The sequence below is a fragment of the Mesorhizobium sp. B2-4-15 genome, assembly GCF_006658505.1.
In the GTDB taxonomy this organism is placed as follows: domain Bacteria; phylum Pseudomonadota; class Alphaproteobacteria; order Rhizobiales; family Rhizobiaceae; genus Mesorhizobium.
Genome location: NZ_VFUZ01000001.1, coordinates 445,001 through 463,164 on the forward strand (window position 1 = coordinate 445,001; position 18,164 = coordinate 463,164).

Genomic DNA, 18,164 nt, shown 5'->3' on the forward strand with positions numbered 1-18,164 from the left:
AAGGTAACACTTACTGGAGGACCGAACCCATAACTGTTGCAATAGTTCGGGATGACTTGTGGCTAGGGGTGAAAGGCCAATCAAACTCGGAAATAGCTGGTTCTCCGCGAAATCTATTTAGGTAGAGCGTCGACCGAATACCCCAGGGGGTAGAGCACTGGATGGGCTAGGGGTCCTCACCGGATTACCAAACCTAACCAAACTCCGAATACCTGGGAGTACTAGTCGGCAGACACACGGCGGGTGCTAACGTCCGTCGTGAAAAGGGAAACAACCCTGACCTACAGCTAAGGTCCCCAAGTTATGGCTAAGTGGGAAAGGATGTGAGGATCCCAAAACAACCAGGATGTTGGCTTAGAAGCAGCCATCATTTAAAGAAAGCGTAACAGCTCACTGGTCTAAATAAGGGTCTTTGCGCCGAAAATGTAACGGGGCTAAAGCCATACACCGAAGCTTAGGGTTCGTGAGCAATCACGAGCGGTAGCGGAGCGTTCTGTAAGCTGATGAAGCCATACCCGTGAGGGGTGGTGGAGGTATCAGAAGTGCGAATGCTGACATGAGTAACGTAAGGGGAGTGAGAGACTCCCCCGCCGAAAGACCAAGGGTTCCTGCTTAAAGTTAATCTGAGCAGGGTTAGCCGGCCCCTAAGACGAGGCGGAAACGCGTAGTCGATGGGAACCACGTTAATATTCGTGGGCCTGGAGGTAGTGACGGATCACACAAGTTGTCCAATCTTATCGGATTGAACGGGCAGCGGAGTGGTTCCAGGAAATAGCTCCTCCTTATAGACCGTACCCGAAACCGACACTGGTGGTCTGGTAGAGTATACCAAGGCGCTTGAGAGAACTATGCTGAAGGAACTCGGCAAATTGCACGCGTAACTTCGGAAGAAGCGTGACCCTTTTCTGCGCAAGCAGAGGAGGGTGGCACAGACCAGGGGGTAGCGACTGTTTATCAAAAACACAGGGCTCTGCGAAGCCGCAAGGCGACGTATAGGGTCTGACGCCTGCCCGGTGCTGGAAGGTTAAGAGGAGGGGTGCAAGCTCTGAATCGAAGCCCCAGTAAACGGCGGCCGTAACTATAACGGTCCTAAGGTAGCGAAATTCCTTGTCGGGTAAGTTCCGACCTGCACGAATGGCGTAACGACTTCCCCGCTGTCTCCAGCATAGACTCAGTGAAATTGAATTCCCCGTGAAGATGCGGGGTTCCTGCGGTTAGACGGAAAGACCCCGTGCACCTTTACTATAGCTTTACATTGGCATTCGTAGTGGCATGTGTAGGATAGGTGGTAGGCTTTGAAACCTGGGCGCCAGCTCAGGTGGAGCCACCCTTGAAATACCACCCTTATTACTATGGATGTCTAACCGCGGCCCGTTATCCGGGTCCGGGACAATGTATGGTGGGTAGTTTGACTGGGGCGGTCGCCTCCTAAAGAGTAACGGAGGCGCGCGATGGTGGGCTCAGAACGGTCGGAAATCGTTCGCTGAGTGCAATGGCATAAGCCTGCCTGACTGCGAGACTGACAAGTCGAGCAGAGACGAAAGTCGGTCATAGTGATCCGGTGGTCCCGCGTGGAAGGGCCATCGCTCAACGGATAAAAGGTACGCCGGGGATAACAGGCTGATGACCCCCAAGAGTCCATATCGACGGGGTTGTTTGGCACCTCGATGTCGACTCATCGCATCCTGGGGCTGGAGCAGGTCCCAAGGGTATGGCTGTTCGCCATTTAAAGCGGTACGTGAGTTGGGTTCAGAACGTCGTGAGACAGTTCGGTCCCTATCTGCCGTGGGTGTAGGAATATTGAAAGGATCTGTCCCTAGTACGAGAGGACCGGGATGGACGGATCTCTGGTGGACCTGTTGTGGCGCCAGCCGCATAGCAGGGTAGCTATATCCGGACGGGATAACCGCTGAAGGCATCTAAGCGGGAAACCCACCTTAAAACGAGTATTCCCTGAGAACCGTGGAAGACGACCACGTTGATAGGCCGGGTGTGGAAGAGCGGCAACGCTTGAAGCTTACCGGTACTAATAGTTCGATCGGCTTGATCGTTCTCATTCCTTATGCCCATTTGACAAAGTCAAATGGTCTTACCAGCGCTCACGCATGAGCGGCCCCTCTGGGGCCAAAGCTTAAGCGAGGGCGCCGGAAAACCGGCGACGCGCAGTCGCGCTTGCGGGCTTTGCCCGAAGCAACCTGCAAAAGCATCGCCTTGGCACGGAAAGACAGGCAACGGCACAGCCGGATGGCGAGCAGGTATCTCCTACTCACTATTCCCTGCTGCCTAATCCCTAACCCAGCTTCTCGAATAACGTGCGTTTTGCCGACCTGGTGGTTATGGCGGAGCGGCTGCACCCGATCCCATTCCGAACTCGGCCGTGAAACGCTCCAGCGCTGATGGTACTTCGTCTCAAGACGCGGGAGAGTAGGTCGCTGCCAGGTCTGCTAAACGCACGTTTGATCCGCACATCGTACTTTCCAAAAATCAAAAATGATTTTTGGGGCGATCTGTGGAAATCTTCTCTGAACATGGCCCGCCAACGGGAAACCTCGGGCCGCTAACGCGGCCCTTTCCATTGGCAAAACCAAAAAAAAGGCAGTTGCCAAACGCAATCGCCAGGTAACGCAATCGCCCAGGCGATCGCAGACTACGCAAGCAAACGCTTGCTCAGGGTTGACGCGGGGTGGAGCAGCCCGGTAGCTCGTCAGGCTCATAACCTGAAGGTCACAGGTTCAAATCCTGTCCCCGCAACCAAATCACAAAAACGGCCCGCCAGGCACCCCCAGGCGGGCCGTTTTGCTATGCCGGATAAGGATCATCTGTCCTGCCTGGTGCGGGCTCACATCCGACAGCCAAGAAGGGCGATCTCTTCGACAAAGAAGGCCTCGCTAATCTGATCTGATCAGTTGCCATGACGTTGTGATCGGCGCGGTGCATTTCCTTCAACAGCGATGCCGATGCGCTGATTATCGCCGTGCGTGCTCCCGGTGTGAAGCGCTGTCTCACTGTCGGCGGCGCGGGCGGTCTTGAGGTCTCCCGACAAGCGCTTGCTCGAAATCCCGAATCTCCAGCGATCTACGAGGCCGAGGCGCAGCAGGATCTCCTTCGGGGACTCCGCGATCGTCATGGCCGACGAAATCGAGAAGCCTGCCCATATCAGGCAGCGGTTCACTGTCGGCTATCGATCAGACGGCCCAAGGCGTGGCCCAACACCGAGCAGCGGTTTCGGGCCGGTCTCATTTCCTGAACGAAGGCGTTCTCTGCGGGCCAGGTCGCGCTCGCGTTTGCTCGAAGCAAACCTTGGCACGAGGGAGCTTCGCTCCTCGCCGGCTCTTGTCCCAAACGAAGCTCTACGCGTCGCTGGGCATCACCGCTCGCAGCCAGGCTGTGATGTCATCGAAGTCGATTGGCTTCGTTGTGTCGACGTCGAAGAGCGGCCCACGCCGCAGTGGTTCGGCGCGCTTGGCGAGTTCGATCAGTTCGGGGATATAGGTCGCGCCGGGGTGGCCCGCTGGGCGCTGGTCGAGCCGGGCGCCATAGCGCTCGGCAAGGACTTCGCCAGGCGCGTGGCACCAGATTTCGACGGTCTGCTCAACGCCAGCTTTTCGCAGATGATCCTCGAGAAGCTGGCGCGGCTGGAAGCCGAACCAGGCGTCGACGATGAAGCTGGTTCCCGGCGGAGCTTCGCCGACAACGGACCAGATCGCCTGATAACTGGCGCGGCCCAGCGTGCGATTAAATTCGCGGTCGCCGCCGCCGAGCACTTCCAGAAACGGATTCTTGATCGTATCGAGCGCCAGCAGCGGCCATCCCATGCGCTCGGCGATGCCGCGCGACACCGTACTCTTGCCGCTGGCGGGAATGCCGTTGACGAGCACTGCGCGCCGGGCTCGCTTGGGTCGAGCTGGCGACGAAATCGCTGCTACCGTGTCCGGCCCTGCCAATGCCTGAAGACCGGCGCCAATGACGCCGGCGTCGTCGCCGAGCCGCGCCGGCTCGACCGGGCAGTGGTACCAGGGCGCTTGGGCCGGGGCACAGGCAAGCGCCTTGTGTGCCGCGCGGCCAAGGCCGCCGCCCAGCAGCACCAGTTCAGGGTTGAGCACGGCGACGGCCGTATCGATAGCGGCTCGCAGCGGCCGCGCCCAGACGTCCAGTATGCCGCGCGCCTGGAGGTCGCCGGCCGCGGCGCGGGCAAAGAGCTGATCGACCGAAATGTCCGCGCCCAGCCCGGCGCGCGCAATGTGACGGCCAAGAGCGCTGCCCGAACTCATGGTTTCGACGCACCCGCGCCGGCCGCAGGCACAGACTTCGCCATTGACGTCGACAGTGATGTGGCCGAGTTGACCGGCCGTCGCCGAGCCGCGTGTGATCCGCCGGTTCTGGGCGAGGGCGCCGCCGATGCCGGTGCCGATCGTGAACATCACGACGTTGGCGTGGCGCCGCCCGGCGCCGAGCGCCATTTCTGCGGCCAACGCCATGTTGCAGTCATTGTCGATGACAACTGGCTTGCCTGTCATATCTTCCAGGCGTTGCGCGAGCGCGACCGAGGCGAGGTTGACATAACCGCCCGACAGGATGACGCCGCGTCGTGCATCAACCCGGCCGGGGACGCCGACGCCAACGGCCTTCACGTCCGATGTGTCGAGCAGGCGCACCATGTCGGCGATGCGGCCGAGCACCAGCTCGGGGTCGGGCGCGCTTTTTTCGGAAACGCGCTTGAGGATTTCACCGGTGCCGGAGATGCGGGCGGCACGCAGATTTGTGCCGCCGATATCGATCCCTATGGCCATCGAAGTGTTTGGCATGACGTCTCGTGCGTGCGCTATATAAGCGATAAGCGTCGATCCATTGAGCGTCTCCGGTTGACCGGAGAGCCGCTCCTTTCCCATTTTGGGCGAAATGCCTAGGCGGCCTTTTGCCGGTAGTGTCCGATCACGGCCTGGATCTCACGCAATCGAGGCACTGCGATTGTCTTAAGCCTTTCGCGCTGGATGTCACGGTCAAGCGAGATGCAGTCCTTCCACAACGAACGGCCGGCGATGACGCCCGAGGCACCGTTTTGCATGGCGATCTCGACCTGGCCGAGGAAAGTAGCGTGGTTGACGCCGGCCGAAAGCACCGCCCACGGCACGTCGCCGGCCATTTTGGTGATGTTGGCGCAGGCCTCCGGCGTTCCGGGATAGGGAAGCTTCAGCACCTTCGCGCCGCACTCCAGCGAAATCCTCGTGCCTTCCTCGACGAGCCAGGGGGTTCTGGCGGCATAGTGCTCGGGGCTTTCCCCTTCGAGTTGGTAGGTCAGGAATTCGACGACCAGCAGCAGGTCTTCCCGCCCGAAATCGGCGATGCACTGGCGCAGGATGGCGATGTTGTGTTCGTTGGCCTGCGGCTTGTCGGCCCTGAGATAGACCATGATCTTGCCGCCGGTGCCGCCCAGCGCGCGCACCCGGCGCGCGTCGATGCCCGGAACCAGGCGCGACAGACGGTAGCCCTCGGGCGAGACGTCGAAGCCGGACGCGTCCAGGCCGATGAGCAGCGCCGTATCCCTGCCCAAGACACCCTCGTCGACAATGCGCGGCACCGCGCATAGCGGGTCGAGCAACACGCAGGAGGCAGCACTTGCGAGGTAACGCGTGATATCGGCCTTGGTGTCGCCGAGCATGTCGTTGGTGATCCTGGCCTGTTCGGCTGGATCCGACGCCAGCAAGGTCCGCATGCCGCCGCGCTGGTCGCAGGCGATGGCCACCATGGCCCCGTCCTTGCCGCATATCTGCTGGTAGCCGCGCAACTCGGCGGTGGTCATCTTTGCCATGGTCCTCAGTCCGATCTTGCGCGCTCTCGCCGGAGGGCGCGGCTCCCGTGGAAACAAGAATGCTCAGTCCTGTCCGCCTCCCGGCGGGACGATCCGTGCCGACGGCGACGCGCCATCGCCTCGAAGAAGGCGCCTCGCTGCCCTGCGGCCTGGGATCGGCGCAAGTTGCGAGTTGGCTGAATTTGCGCGATAACTCGCGTCGGCGTATACGTGTGTAACACGTTGCTGAAAGGAATTGCAAGCTGCCTGTTTCCCCCATCCAGGATGTGGCCGCATCGCGGACGATGCTGCACACCGTCGCCAAGCTGCACTACGTGGAAGAGATGTCGCAGGTCGACATCGCGCGGCAGCTTGGTGTCTCCACCGCGACGATTTCGCGCCTGTTGCAGCGGGCACGCGCCGAAGGCATCGTGCGGATCGAGGTTCTCGACCTTGCGACACCGGAGGATATCACCAGGCAGCTGATCGATGGTCTGAAGCTGCGGGATGCCGCGGTGGTCGAGACCCCGGCGGCGGGTACGCTGGCGGCGCTCGCGGCACCCCTTGGCGGGTTGCTCAGGCAGGCGCAACTGGCGGCGGGATCCGTGGTCGCCATCGGCTGGGGGCGGGCCGTGCGCGAGGTGATACGGGCCGGACTGCCCCGTATGCCCGGCACACTGACCGTGGCTGCCACCGGCGGCATGCAGCAGCAGGCGGCGCATTTCCAGGTCAATGAATTCGTGCGGCTTGCCGCCGAGGAATTCGGCGGCAAGCCGCACTTCATCCACGCGCCCTATTTGCCCTCCACCGAATTGCGTGAGGTCTTCCTGCGCGACACTGCCATTCGCGATGCCGTCGCGCTGTGGGAGAAGACCGATGTCGCGATCGTCGGTGTCGGCCTGCCACATGCCATCAATGCCCCAGAGGCGAGTGCCGCCACGCCGAGCGAGCAGGCGCTGGTTCATGCGGCCGGAGACGTGCTTCGTCATTATTTCGATGCCGAGGGCACGCTGATCGCCTGGGAGGGGGAGAACCGGATGATCGCCATGTCGCCGGTCCAGCTTCGAGCCGTGCCGCTGGTCATCGGCGTTGCCGCGTCGCCTGAGAAGGCGACGGCGATCATTGCCGCCGCCCGCGCCGGGCTCATCAATACGCTGGTGACGGATACGAAGACGGCGCAGGCCATCCTCGCGGTACTCTCCTAGAGCGGACTCACTCTAATCCTTTGTGTTTACGCAATTCCGGACGAAAACCGCTACGCACTTTTCCTGGAATTGCTGACGGGACAGCAGGACCCGCAATTGGTGGCCCTTGGAGGTCCGGGACGCCCCCACGAAATCAGTTGTATCGCCGAAGGCCCCGGACAATAGTTGACCGGGGGCTCTGCGGAGCAGTCGGATGCTGTATGATGTGAAAGCCCGGCGCTGCCAGCTCGGTAAAACCGAGTTGCAATTTATTTCTGCAAAGTGTTACAAGTTCGAACGCCCGCCGGCAAGGCGAGGCGCGGGCGCGCAGTCTGTCGAACCTCGCGGAGGCGGGGAACGAGCTGTGGCCAACCGCGCCGGTCCCCGACCGACTGGCAAATCGACTGGAGGGCGCTTGGGAGGAGCTGCCCGCGAAGGCAAACAGGCGTTCCACGCCGTCGGCATCTTCTCCGTGAGCGGATGACGGCCATTCCAATGTCACTTGCAACGGCAGAATTGCCAACAATGAGGAGGATGTCATGAAGAAGTTCGTTGCCGCGCTTGCGGCGCTGGCCGTCAGCGCATCTGTGCTGGTCGCACCGGCGCAGGCGCAGGACAAGAAATACACCATTGCGCTCATTCCAGGCCTTACCACCGACGGCTTCTACATCACCATGCGCAAGGGCGCCCAGGCGGCGGCCGACGCGCTTGGCGTGAACCTGGTTTTCCAGGGCGCCTCGGACTTCAACCCGGTCACCCAGGTGCCGGTGCTCGACGCGGTCATCGCCAAGAAGCCGGATGCCATCCTGATCGCGCCGACCGACAAGGTCCAGCTTGTCGAGCCGCTACGCAAGGCCAATGACACGGGTATCCCGGTCATCACCGTCGATACCTTCGTCGGCAGCGGCGTTTACCAGACGGGTGCCGGCGATGCCGATTTCCCATTATCCTACATTGCCTCGGACAATGTGCTCGGCGGCGAGATCGCCGCGCGGGCGCTTGCCACCGCCGTTGGCGACAAGGGCAAGGTCTATGTGTCCAACGTCAAGCCCGGCATTTCGACCACCGACCAGCGCGAAGAGGGCTTCAAGAAGGAGATGGCCAAGCACTCCGGCATCACCGTGCTTGAAACCCAGTTCAATGACGACGACGCCAACAAGGCGGCGTCCCAGTTGCAGGCGGTGTTCGCGCGCAATCCCGACCTGGTCGGCGTGTTCGGCGCCAATTTGTTCTCGGCGCTGGGGGCCGCCAACGGCGTCAAGCAGGCGGGACAGACGGGCACCGTCAAGGTCGTCGCCTTCGATGCTCCGACCAGCATCGTCGACAACATCAACGCAGGCCTGGTGGACGTGGCGATCGCCCAGCATCCCGCCGAGATCGGTTACTTCGGCGTCGTCTCGGCCTATGCCCACCTGACCGGGCACTCGATCCCGGTCACGATTGGCACCGGCTTCACGATCATGGACAAGTCCAACATCGCGGACCCGAACATCTCGAAGTATCTCTACTCCGAATAAAGCCGGACGAGCCTGGCTCTTCCCGGTCCGCCGGGAGGAGCCCGTGCCGGTCCTCGCCTCAGGCGGGGATCCATTTGAAGACAGCCGCGCCGCGGAGTATCCATGACCTCGACATCACCAGCCCAGCCGGCCGAGAAGCATGTCGCCCCTCAGGCCGATCACGGCGATCCGGCCAGGGGTTGGATCGCACGCATCGCCGAAGGGCGCGCCTGGCTGTTCCTGGCCGGCCTGATCATCTGTTTCGAAATCTGGTCGAGGCTCGCCTTCGGCGCGACCTTCGTCCTCAATCCGTTCAACCTGCAGTCGATCGCCATATTCGCCGTGGCTCCGCTGTTGCTGGCGACCGGACAGACCTTCGTCATCATTTCGGGCGGCATCGACCTGTCGCTTGGCTTTATCATGGGCCTTGCCGCCGTCATCGCCGCCCATGCCACCAACCTGGCAGGCGCGGCCATCCCCTTGCCGCTGGCCATGCTGGCGGGCATTCTTGCCTCGGTGATCGTTGCCGGCGTGCCGGGCGTCATCAACGGCCTGCTGATCTCTCGCCTCAAGGTCCCGCCCTTCATCGGCACGCTTGGCATGTTCGGCGTTGCACGCGGCGCCGCCTTCCTGCTCGCCGGCGGAACGACAGTGCCGGTGCAGAACTCCTGGTTCGCGCTGCTCGGCAACGGCAGGTTCTATGGCGTGCCCTATCTGGTGATCATCACCGCCGTCTTCGTCGTCGTGATGCACTACCTGCTCAGCCAGACCCGGTTCGGCCAGCACAATTACGCCATCGGCGCCAATGTGCAGGCGGCGCGGCGCTCCGGCATCGACATCAGGGGTCACATCCTGCGGCTCTATGTGCTGTCGGCGATGTGCGCGGGCCTTGGCGGCGCGCTTTACGCGGCGCGCTTCACCGCGGGTGCGGCGCAGGCTGGCGAGCCCTTGCTGCTCGACAGCGTCGCGGCGGTGGTGATCGGCGGAGCCAGCCTGTTCGGCGGGTCCGGCACCATCTTCGGCACGGTCGCCGGTGCGCTGGTGATCGCGGTCATCCAGTACGGGCTGGTTTTCGTCAATGTCGAGCCGTTCTGGCAGTTCATCGCCGTTGGCGTCGTCATCATCATTTCCGTTCTCATCGACCAGGCGCAACGCCGGTTCAGTGGAGCCCGTCAGGATGAATAGCACCAACCAGACCGCGTCCCTGCTGGAAGTCCGAAATCTCTCCAAGCACTTCGGTGCCGTTCGGGCGCTCAACGATTTCTCCATGGCCGTGCGGCCGGGCGAAGTGGTTGCGCTTGCCGGTGACAACGGCGCCGGCAAGACGACGCTGATCAAGGCGATATCGGGCGTGTTCCAGCCGACGGGCGGCGAAATCCTGCTCCGGGGAAAGCCGGTGACTTTCGCGACACCACAGGAGGCGCGCGAAAAGGGCATCGAGACGATCTATCAGGATCTTGCTCTCGCCGACAATCTATCGATCGGCGCCAACATCTTCCTTGGCCGCGAACCCGTGCGCAAGGCGTTCGGCTTCCTGCCGGTGCTCGACCGCAAGGCCATGGCCGAGGCGGCGCGGGAGACGATGAAGCGGCTGGACTTCCACGTCAGCCGGATGGAAGCCCCGGTCAGCAATTTCTCCGGCGGCCAGCGCCAGGCCGTCGCCATCGGCCGCGCCGTCTACTGGGATGCGCAGATCCTGATCATGGACGAGCCCACCGCGGCACTTGGCGTGCCGGAACAGCGCAAGGTGATTTCACTGATCCACCAGCTCAAGGCGCAGGGGCGGGGGGTAATCTTCATCTCGCACAATCTGCAGGATATTTTCGCCGTATCCGACCGCATCGTGGTGCTGCGGCGCGGGATCCAGGCCGGCGAGCGCAAGATTTCCGAGACCAACCATGACGAAGTCGTCAAGCTGATGGTCGGCGGGTAAGGCGTATTGATATTCAGGTGATGCCGGCCTGCAAACGACGGCTTCCTGCGCTTCCGGTGCTCACGTATGAAAGTACGCTCCGCTCCGGTTCTCGGAAACCATCGTTTTCGAGCCGTCCTGACCTGAATCTCAACACACCTTGGGCTCTGAATTGCTAGCCGGCATCGCGGTTGGTCAGCGCGATATGGCAGCAGCCGGAGCCGTGCCCTGGCGTCCAGGTGACGTTGTCGAAGCGCACGCCGGTCGCCTCGAATAGGCCACGGTCGAAGGCGCCGGCGATGCGGCAGAGCGTGGCGAGCTTTTCATCGCCAACGCCGGCCTCGACCCAGGCGTCCTTCAGCGGGCAGCGTTTGACATTGAAGGCGATGCGGTCATCGCCGCGCTCGACATCGGTCGGATACATCAGGCCGCCATCAGGGCTGACGGAAAGGAAGGCTTCGCCGACGGCGCGCGCATCGTTGGGGCCGAAGCTCGCGAAGGCGGCTGCGGCCACTTCCCTGCCACGCTGTTCGATGGCGCGGATCATGATCGCCTCCGCCTTTTCGGGGCCCAGCTCTCCGGTCAGCTCGTCGAGAAAGAGGCGGTAGAGATCGGCGCGGTTGCGGAAGGCGGAATCGAGTTCGCGTGACAGTTTCTCGGCTCTGGTTTCGGGATCGGTCATCATGTTTTGGCCCTGTTCAATTTTGGTGCTGCCGCCACCAGCGCCCTGCCGATGGCCGATCGGGGTGCGTCAATGACGGCACGGGCATCGCCGCTCTCGGCGATCCGCCCGGCGTTGAGAAGGATGACGCGGTGGGCGACCGCCCGGACGACGCCGAGATCATGTGAAATGAAGAGATAGGCGATCTTGTCCTGGCGCTGCAGGTCGAGCAAAAGGTCGAGGATCTGGCCGCGCACCGAAACGTCGAGTGCCGACACCGCCTCGTCGAGCACGATCAGCGACGGCTTCGTGGCGATGGCCCGGGCGATGGCCACACGCTGTCGCTGGCCGCCGGAGATTTCGTGTATGGCGCGCGGCGCGAGATCGGCCGCCAGCCCGACGCGTTCAAGCAAGGCGGCGATGCGGCGCGGACGCTCGGCGCGCGACGCGATGCCATGGATGCGCAAGGGATCGTCGAGAACACGCGCCACCGTGGCGCGCGGATTGAAGGCGGCCAGCGGATCCTGGAACACCATCTGCAGGCGCGCGCGGCGGGCGCGCAGGGCGGCCCCGCGCAAGACGAGGAAATCGCTGCCCTCAAATTCGATGCGCCCGGCGTCCGGCTCGATCAGGCGCAGCACGAGCCGTGCGATCGTCGATTTGCCGCTGCCGGAGGGGCCGGCCAGCGCTAGCGTTTCGCCGGGCTCGATCGTGAATGAGACGTCGTCCACCGCCGCGACAGGCTTGCCGGTGCGGCGGTAATTCTTGGTGAGGTTGGAAACCGCGAGCAGGCTCATGCGGGGAGTCCGCTTCGGTTCAACAGCAGGTCGGCATCGAGGCCGATATGGGCGTCGATAAGAGTGCGCGTGTAGGCTTGCGATGGCGCATCGATGACCTGCCTGGTCGTGCCAAGCTCGATCAACGCGCCATGTCGAAACACGGCGATACGATCGGCAAGCTCGGCGGCCAGCGCGATGTCGTGGCTGATGAACAGCAGCGTCATGCCATCCTCTACCACCAGCCGGCGGATCAAGGTGACGATCTCAGCCTGCACGATGGTGTCGAGCGCGCTGGTCGCCTCATCGGCGATCAGCAATTTCGGCCCGGCGGCGATCGCGGCGGCGATCGCCACGCGCTGCTTCTGGCCGCCGGAAAGCTGATGCGGGAAGGCGCGCATGGCGGCGTCGGGATCGGGCAAGCGGACGCGCTCGAGCAGGGTTTTGGCCGTTGCGAAGGACTGTGGCCAGTCGAGCCCAAGATGGGTACGCGCGACCTCCGCGATCTGCTTTCCGATGGTCATTACGGGGTCCAGGCTGGATGAGAGATCCTGGAAGACGAAGCCGATGTCGCGGCCGCCGAGGGGGCAAAAATGGAAATGTTGGCGATCCTTCGCACCCCCCTCTGTCCTGCCGGACATCTCCCCCGCAAGGGGGGAGATCAGCAGCTTCTCCGACGGCTCACCTTTCGCACCTCTGGTGATTGGCGAACGCGGAGATGAGGGCGCAATCTCCCCCCTTGCGGGGGAGATGTCCGGCAGGACAGAGGGGGGTGCCTTGGCACCGAAGTTTGACGGCAAGAACCAATCGATGTGCCCTTGAGCCCTGACGCTCGCCGGCAGCAATCCCGCAACAGCCAGTGCCAGCGTGCTCTTGCCCGATCCGCTTTCGCCGATGATGGCAAGGCGTTCGCCTGCCACGACGTCGAGGTTGATGTTCCTCAGCGCGGTCACTTCTCTCCCGTCGCGTCGATAGGTCACCGTCAGATCGCGGATCGAAGCCAGCCCGGTCAAGACAGGCCTCTCTTGACCGCTGTCGTCTCGACGATGCCTTCACCGGCGAGATAGACGCCGAGCACGGTCAGCACCAGAGCGATACCCGGAACGATCGACAGGAAGGGCGCGGTGCGCAGCACCGTACGGCCTTCCGCGATCATGCCGCCCCAAGTGACCCGGTTGGGGTCGCCGAGGCCAAGGAAGGATAAGGCCGCTTCGGTCAGGATCGCGGCGGCGACGATCACCGACGACATCGCCAGCACCGGTGGCAAGGCGTTGGGCAGCACCTCGCGAAACGCGATTTCGAGCGGATGCATGCCAATGGCGCGCGCGTTGGCGACATAGTCGCGTTCGCGAATGGAAAGGACTTCCGCCCGCGCGACACGCGCCGGTCCGGTCCAGGTGCCGAGCGCGATGGCAATCACGACGATGCCGAGCGAGGGCCCGACGACGCTGACGAAGGCCAGCGCCAGCAGAAAGCTGGGCACGGTCTGGAAGGCATCGGTGACGCGCATCAGCACTTCGTCGACGAGGCCATCGGCAAAGCCGGCCAGCGTGCCGACGACGGCGCCGATGGCGAGTGCCGCCGCCGCGGCCGCCAGGCCGACAGCCAGCGATGTGCGGGCGCCATGGAAGAGCTCGGCCAGCACGTCACGGCCGAGACGGTCGGTGCCGAGCGGCAGCGACCAGTCCTGGAAAGGCGGCAGCAGCGCCGGGCCGGCGATGGCTTGCGGGTCGCCGGGAAACAGCAGCGAGGCCGACAGCGCCATTGCGGCCAGTGCGCCCAGAAGAATGGCGCCGGCGACGGCCTCGGGCGTGCGCAGGAAACGGCGGAGCGGGCTCATGCGCCGGCCTGTCCGGCGCCGACGCGCGGATCGAGGAAGGCGTAGGCGATGTCGACGAGAAGGTTGATGACGACGACCAGGACAGCGCTGGTGAGGATGATGCCGAGCAGCAATGGCGTGTCGCGCGCGGCGACCGCTTCCTGCGCCAGCCGGCCGAGGCCCGGAACGGAAAAGACGCTTTCGATGACGACGCTGCCGCCAAGCATCTGCGCCGATTGCAGGCCGAGCATGGTGACCAGCGGCAGCAGCGCGTTGCGGGCGACATGGGCAAGCACGATGCGGCGGCGCGAAAGGCCCCTGGCGCGGGCGGCCAGCACGAAATCCTGTCGCCAGGCTTCCGCCATGCCGGCGCGCATCATGCGCAGATAAAGCGCGAGGTAGATGAAGCCGAGTGCTGAGACCGGCAGCACCAAATGAATGGCGATGTCGGCGGCGCGGTCGAGGCCGGTCCTGTCCGAGGCCAGGGTCTCGATGCCGCCGATCGGCAGCCAGCGCAGGTCAACGGCAAAGATCACGATCAGCACCAGGCCGAGCCAGAAACCCGGCACGGCATACAGCGCCAGCGAGCTGATCGACAGGAAGCGGTCGCGGAAGCTGCCTGGCCGTGCGCCGGCATAGATGCCGAGGGCGGAACCCAGCCCGAAGGAAAGCGCGGTGGCGCTGACCATCAGCAGCAGCGTGTTGGGCAGCCGCTCGAGGATCACGTCGCGGATCGGCTTGGAGAACGTCACCGACTGGCCGAGATCGAGATGTAGCAGCGCCCAGAGATAGTTGGCGAGCCGCGTCAGCTCGGATTGGTCGAGACCCCAGCGATGGCGCAGCAGTTCGATCATGCCGGCATCGCCGCCGGTGGAGACGATGTAGGCGTCGACCGCATCGCCGGGTGCGGCTTCGAGCAGCAGGAAGGTGCCGATCACGACGATCAACAGCACGAAGACGCTGCCGACGAGGCGACGGCGCAGGAGAATGAGGGCGCGGGTCATGCTGCCCTCGGTGGGTTGGCGATGCGCTGGTCACTGTACCAAGGCACCCCCCTCTGTCCTGCCGGACAGAGGGGGGTATCGTAGGGCTCGGTGTCTACGATGATCTCGCTGCGAACGTACATCCGCGCAAATCTGTCACGATTCCAAATACGTGTCCGCCCAGTTCGAAACCGCCCAGCGTGGATTGTTGGCGATGTTGCCGACCTTGTCGCTCGCTACGCTGATGAAGCTCCATTCGGCGACGTTGATCAGCGGCAGGTCGGCCGCGACCTCCTTCTGGAACTGCTTGTAGAGATCGGTGCGGGCGGATGTATCGAGCGTTTCGGACGCCTTGGTGATCAGCGCGTCAAGGGCGTCGTTCTTGTAGCCGCCCTGGTTGGAGAATGGCACGCCGTCTGGAATGCCGCTCTGCACCAGGATAGTGGTCGAGATCGCCGGGTCGCCACGGAACACAGGCGGGCCGACAGCGAGGTCGAAGGCGTGGTCGGTGTAGACGGCCTTGATGTGCGCGGCCGAGTCATTGTTGACCAGTTGCGCGTCGATGCCGATGGCGGCGAGCGCCTGGCGCAGATAGTCGCCGAATTGTTTTGTCTCGTTGAAGTAGGGGGCCGGCAGCAGCTTGAGCGAGAAGCGGTTGCCGTCGGCGCCCTTCTTGTAGCCCGCTTCGTCGAGCAGCGCATTGGCCTTGGCGACATCGAATGGATAGGTCGGCACGTCGGCGGTGTAGAATTGCGGATCGTTCTTCGGCACCGGCCCGGTGGCGGTGGCGGCATAGCCAAGGAACACCGTCTTGACGACGAAGTCCTTGTCGATGGCATGCGCGATTGCCTGGCGCACCTTGAGGTCGGCCAGTTCCTTGCGGCGATGGTTGATCTCGACCACGAGCTGATAAGTTAGCCCTTCATAGCCCTTGGTGATGACCTTCAGACCTGGCACCTTCGAAATACGGTCGAGGTCCGCCAGCGGCACCGCCGAGAAGGCGGCGAGCTGGATTTCCTCGGCCTCCAGCGCGCTTGCTGCCGAGGTGCGGTCGGGCAACACCTGATAGATGATCTCGTCGAGATAGGGCTCGTCCTTGCCCCAGTAGTCCGTGTTCTTTGTCAGCCGGTAATACTGGCCGGCCTTATACTCGCCGAACTTGAATGGGCCGGTGCCGATGGGCGCGGTGTTGGCCGGGTTGTCCTCGATCTTGCCGACTTCATAGATGTGCCTGGGCACGACGCTGCTTAGCGCGGGTAGCGCATTGCGGATCAGCTGGAACGGCGTCGGCTTAGCGAACTTGAACACGGCGGTGAGATCGTCCGGGGTGTCGACGGCGGCAAGGTCCTTGAACACGGTGCGGCCGAGATTCTGCAGAGGTTTCCAGATCTGCAGCGCCGAGAAGGCGACGTCGGCCGAGGTGAACGGCTTGCCGTCGTGCCATTTGACGCCTTCGCGCAGCTTGAAGGTCGCCGACAGCCCGTCGGCCGCACCTTCCCAACTCACCGCCAGGCGGGGGGCAAGCCCATCCTTGCCGTCGAAGGAGGCTTCGGCCAGCGTTTCCACGATCTTGCTGGAGATGAAGAAGACGCCGTTGGAGGCGACGATCGCCGGGTTGAGGTTGCGTGGCTCGGAATCGGCGGCGAGCACCAGCCGGCCACCCTTCTTCGGCGTCCGTGCCCAGCCGAGCGACGGCATGGCCGTGGAGGCCAGCAGCATCGCCGAGCCGGCAAGCATCTTGCGTCTCGAAACCGTGAAGTCCGACATGATTTAACTCCCTCCTCTGCGCGGCCCGCGTGGCGCGACAAAACCCCTCGGATACCGGCAAGCGCATCGGTATCCTCGCGGCGGCGATTATGAGCCTTGTCGAGGGTTTCGCCAGAGACGGAATTGGCGCACCCTCGCTTGGCTTTGAAATTTTCGTCCGCTGGACCAGTTTGGGAGAACGGGTCCATTTTGCCTATCTGGTAGTACCAGATTGACAGTGTAGAAGGCGGGTGACGACTTATCTATCCTCAATCCGGTCTATTCGCGTATTCTGGATAGACCAGAGAAGACAAAATGGTGCAGATTTGGCCGCGAGCCGTGTGATCGGGAGCGGTGCCGCCCCGATCACAGGCAATTCAGGGAGATAGAGAGATGAACGTTGCGCCGGGCAAGAATGCCGTCAGCACTGTCCCGTTCGACCAAGCGAGGATCGATTGGCTGATGGAGGAGGCCGGCATCGATGTGCTGCTCGCGACCTCCAAGCACAACACGCAGTATCTGCTCGGCGGCTACAAGTTCATCTTCTTCGCCGCCATGGATGCGATCGGCCACAGCCGTTACCTGCCTATTGTCATCTACGAGAAGGGCGGGCCGGAGCATGCGGCCTATATCGGGAATAAAATGGAAGGCGGCGAGCATCAGAACCATCCGTTCTGGACACCGGCACTGCATGCCGCCTGCTGGGGCACGCTCGATGCCGCGAACCTTGCCGTCGAGCATTTGCAGAAGATCGGCAAGGCGGGTGCGCGCGTCGGCATCGAGCCTGCCTTCCTGCCGTCCGACGCATACATGCTGATCCGCAAGGCACTGCCGGATGCCAAGCTCATCGATGCGACCGACATGCTGGAACGCATGCGCGCCATCAAGACCGATGCCGAACTGGAGAAGCTTCGTACCGCATCCGAACTGATCACCGATTCCATGCTGGCGACCATCGCCTGGGCGCGCGAAGGCACGACCAAGGCCGACATAATCGAGCAGCTTCGGCGGGAAGAGACCAATCGCGGTGCGCATTTCGAATATTGCCTACTGACGCTGGGCTCCAGCCACAACCGCGCCGCCTCCCCGCAGGCGTGGAAGAAGGGCGAGGTGCTGTCGATCGATTCCGGCGGCAATTACCACGGCTATATCGGCGACCTCTGCCGGATGGGTATTCTCGGCGAACCCGATGCCGAGCTTGAGGATCTCTTGGCCGAGGTCGAGACGGTGCAGCAGGCGGCGTTCTCAAAGGTCAAGGCGGGCACGCTGGGCGGCGACATGATTGTCCACGCGGAAGGCGTGCTGAAGGCCTCCAAGGTCGCGGCCTATGCGGATTTTTTTGCCCACGGCATGGGCCTGATCACGCATGAGGCGCCGTTCCTGATGACCAACCATCCGGTGACCTATGAAGGCACCTATGCGGCCAAGCCGCTGGAAAAGAACATGGTGCTGTCGGTCGAAACGACCATGCTCCACCCGACGCGAGGATTCATCAAGCTGGAGGACACGCTTGCCGTAACCGAGACGGGCTATGTGATGTTTGGGGATCGGGGCAGGGGGTGGAATAGAGGCGGGGTGGCCTGATTGGACAAAAGGCGGCGCCGCCCCTCATTGTCCTGCCGGCTCCTTCTCCCCGTATAGTGACGGGGAGAAGGAGCTGTCGCAACCTCGGCGCTTATTCTGCAATGCTAGCGATTGGCGAAACCGTTCGCGACAGCGTCTTTCTCCCCGTCGCTATACGGGGAGAAATGTCCGGCAGGACAATGAGGGGCGGCGCTACCCCAGAATAAGTTCATCAC

14 protein-coding genes, 1 tRNA gene, 2 rRNA genes and 1 pseudogene (1 of these 18 cut by a window edge) are annotated in these 18,164 nt (G+C 62.9%); 10 read left to right on the forward strand and 8 right to left on the reverse strand.

Features of this window, described 5'->3' with window-relative positions:
• From FJ930_RS02295 to FJ930_RS30805, 4 genes and pseudogenes are all read left to right on the forward strand, one after another.
• Positions 1–2,051 (forward strand): 23S ribosomal RNA (locus FJ930_RS02295); it begins 762 nt to the left of the window's first position.
• Between the two features lie 275 nt (positions 2,052–2,326).
• A 5S ribosomal RNA gene (rrf, locus tag FJ930_RS02300) occupies positions 2,327–2,441 on the forward strand.
• 236 nt (positions 2,442–2,677) lie between these two features.
• Positions 2,678–2,754: transfer RNA gene (locus FJ930_RS02305), tRNA-Met, on the forward strand.
• Positions 2,755–2,848: 94 nt separating this feature from the next.
• Positions 2,849–3,182: pseudogene (locus FJ930_RS30805) on the forward strand (NAD(P)-dependent oxidoreductase); the annotation flags it as partial.
• 168 nt (positions 3,183–3,350) lie between these two features.
• On the opposite strand, the gene FJ930_RS02315 reads toward FJ930_RS30805, so the two are convergent.
• Together FJ930_RS02315 and FJ930_RS02320 are read right to left on the reverse strand one after the other, a co-directional pair.
• Positions 3,351–4,805: an ROK family protein gene (locus FJ930_RS02315; RefSeq protein ID WP_141834282.1), complete on the reverse strand. Its 1,455-nt coding sequence runs from the start codon at positions 4,803–4,805 to the stop codon at positions 3,351–3,353.
• A 98-nt stretch (positions 4,806–4,903) separates the two neighbouring features.
• Complete coding sequence (locus FJ930_RS02320; RefSeq protein ID WP_141834285.1) at positions 4,904–5,809, reverse strand: tagatose-bisphosphate aldolase; 906 nt, start codon at positions 5,807–5,809, stop codon at positions 4,904–4,906.
• A gap of 284 nt (positions 5,810–6,093) precedes the next feature.
• On the opposite strand from FJ930_RS02320, the gene FJ930_RS02325 reads away from it, so the two are divergent.
• From FJ930_RS02325 to FJ930_RS02340, 4 genes are all read left to right on the forward strand, one after another.
• Entirely contained in the window at positions 6,094–6,993 is a 900-nt protein-coding gene (locus FJ930_RS02325; RefSeq protein ID WP_141834288.1) for a sugar-binding domain-containing protein, read from the forward strand.
• 518 nt (positions 6,994–7,511) lie between these two features.
• Positions 7,512–8,489 (forward strand): ABC transporter substrate-binding protein, encoded by a 978-nt coding sequence (locus FJ930_RS02330; protein WP_141834291.1) that lies wholly within the window; start codon positions 7,512–7,514, stop codon positions 8,487–8,489.
• 102 nt (positions 8,490–8,591) lie between these two features.
• Positions 8,592–9,653 (forward strand): ribose ABC transporter, encoded by a 1,062-nt coding sequence (locus FJ930_RS02335; protein ID WP_140749892.1) that lies wholly within the window; start codon positions 8,592–8,594, stop codon positions 9,651–9,653.
• Positions 9,646–10,401: an ATP-binding cassette domain-containing protein gene (locus FJ930_RS02340; protein ID WP_140749889.1), complete on the forward strand. Its 756-nt coding sequence runs from the start codon at positions 9,646–9,648 to the stop codon at positions 10,399–10,401. Before FJ930_RS02335 ends, FJ930_RS02340 begins: the two co-directional genes overlap by 8 nt.
• Before the next feature lie 154 nt (positions 10,402–10,555).
• On the opposite strand, the gene FJ930_RS02345 is transcribed toward FJ930_RS02340, so the two are convergent.
• The 6 genes from FJ930_RS02345 to FJ930_RS02370 all read right to left on the reverse strand — a co-directional run bounded on the left by FJ930_RS02345 (position 10,556) and on the right by FJ930_RS02370 (position 16,386).
• A complete protein-coding gene (locus FJ930_RS02345) occupies positions 10,556–11,065 on the reverse strand; it encodes an L-2-amino-thiazoline-4-carboxylic acid hydrolase (RefSeq protein ID WP_246676787.1) in 510 nt (169 codons plus the stop codon).
• On the reverse strand, positions 11,062–11,838 hold the full coding sequence (locus FJ930_RS02350) for an ATP-binding cassette domain-containing protein (protein WP_141834294.1): 777 nt from the start codon (positions 11,836–11,838) through the stop codon (positions 11,062–11,064). The genes FJ930_RS02345 and FJ930_RS02350 overlap by 4 nt, the downstream gene beginning before the upstream one ends.
• Complete coding sequence (locus tag FJ930_RS02355) at positions 11,835–12,830, reverse strand: ABC transporter ATP-binding protein (RefSeq protein ID WP_141834297.1); 996 nt, start codon at positions 12,828–12,830, stop codon at positions 11,835–11,837. The genes FJ930_RS02350 and FJ930_RS02355 overlap by 4 nt, the downstream gene beginning before the upstream one ends.
• Entirely contained in the window at positions 12,827–13,657 is an 831-nt protein-coding gene (locus tag FJ930_RS02360) for an ABC transporter permease (protein ID WP_141834300.1), read from the reverse strand. The genes FJ930_RS02355 and FJ930_RS02360 overlap by 4 nt, the downstream gene beginning before the upstream one ends.
• Positions 13,654–14,640, reverse strand: a complete 987-nt coding sequence (locus tag FJ930_RS02365) for an ABC transporter permease (RefSeq protein WP_141834303.1) — start codon at positions 14,638–14,640, stop codon at positions 13,654–13,656. Before FJ930_RS02365 ends, FJ930_RS02360 begins: the two co-directional genes overlap by 4 nt.
• A 135-nt stretch (positions 14,641–14,775) precedes the next feature.
• The gene (locus tag FJ930_RS02370) at positions 14,776–16,386 is read right to left on the reverse strand and encodes an ABC transporter substrate-binding protein (RefSeq protein ID WP_141834306.1); all 1,611 of its coding nucleotides are present in this window, start codon (positions 16,384–16,386) and stop codon (positions 14,776–14,778) included.
• Positions 16,387–16,415: 29 nt separating this feature from the next.
• Here FJ930_RS02370 and FJ930_RS02375 point away from each other — a divergent pair, with 29 nt between their 5' ends.
• Both FJ930_RS02375 and FJ930_RS02380 read left to right on the forward strand, forming a co-directional pair.
• On the forward strand, positions 16,416–16,601 hold the full coding sequence (locus FJ930_RS02375; RefSeq protein WP_140744975.1) for a hypothetical protein: 186 nt from the start codon (positions 16,416–16,418) through the stop codon (positions 16,599–16,601).
• 157 nt (positions 16,602–16,758) lie between these two features.
• Positions 16,759–17,949: a Xaa-Pro peptidase family protein gene (locus FJ930_RS02380; protein ID WP_141834309.1), complete on the forward strand. Its 1,191-nt coding sequence runs from the start codon at positions 16,759–16,761 to the stop codon at positions 17,947–17,949.
• The last annotated feature ends 215 nt before the right edge of the window (positions 17,950–18,164 follow it).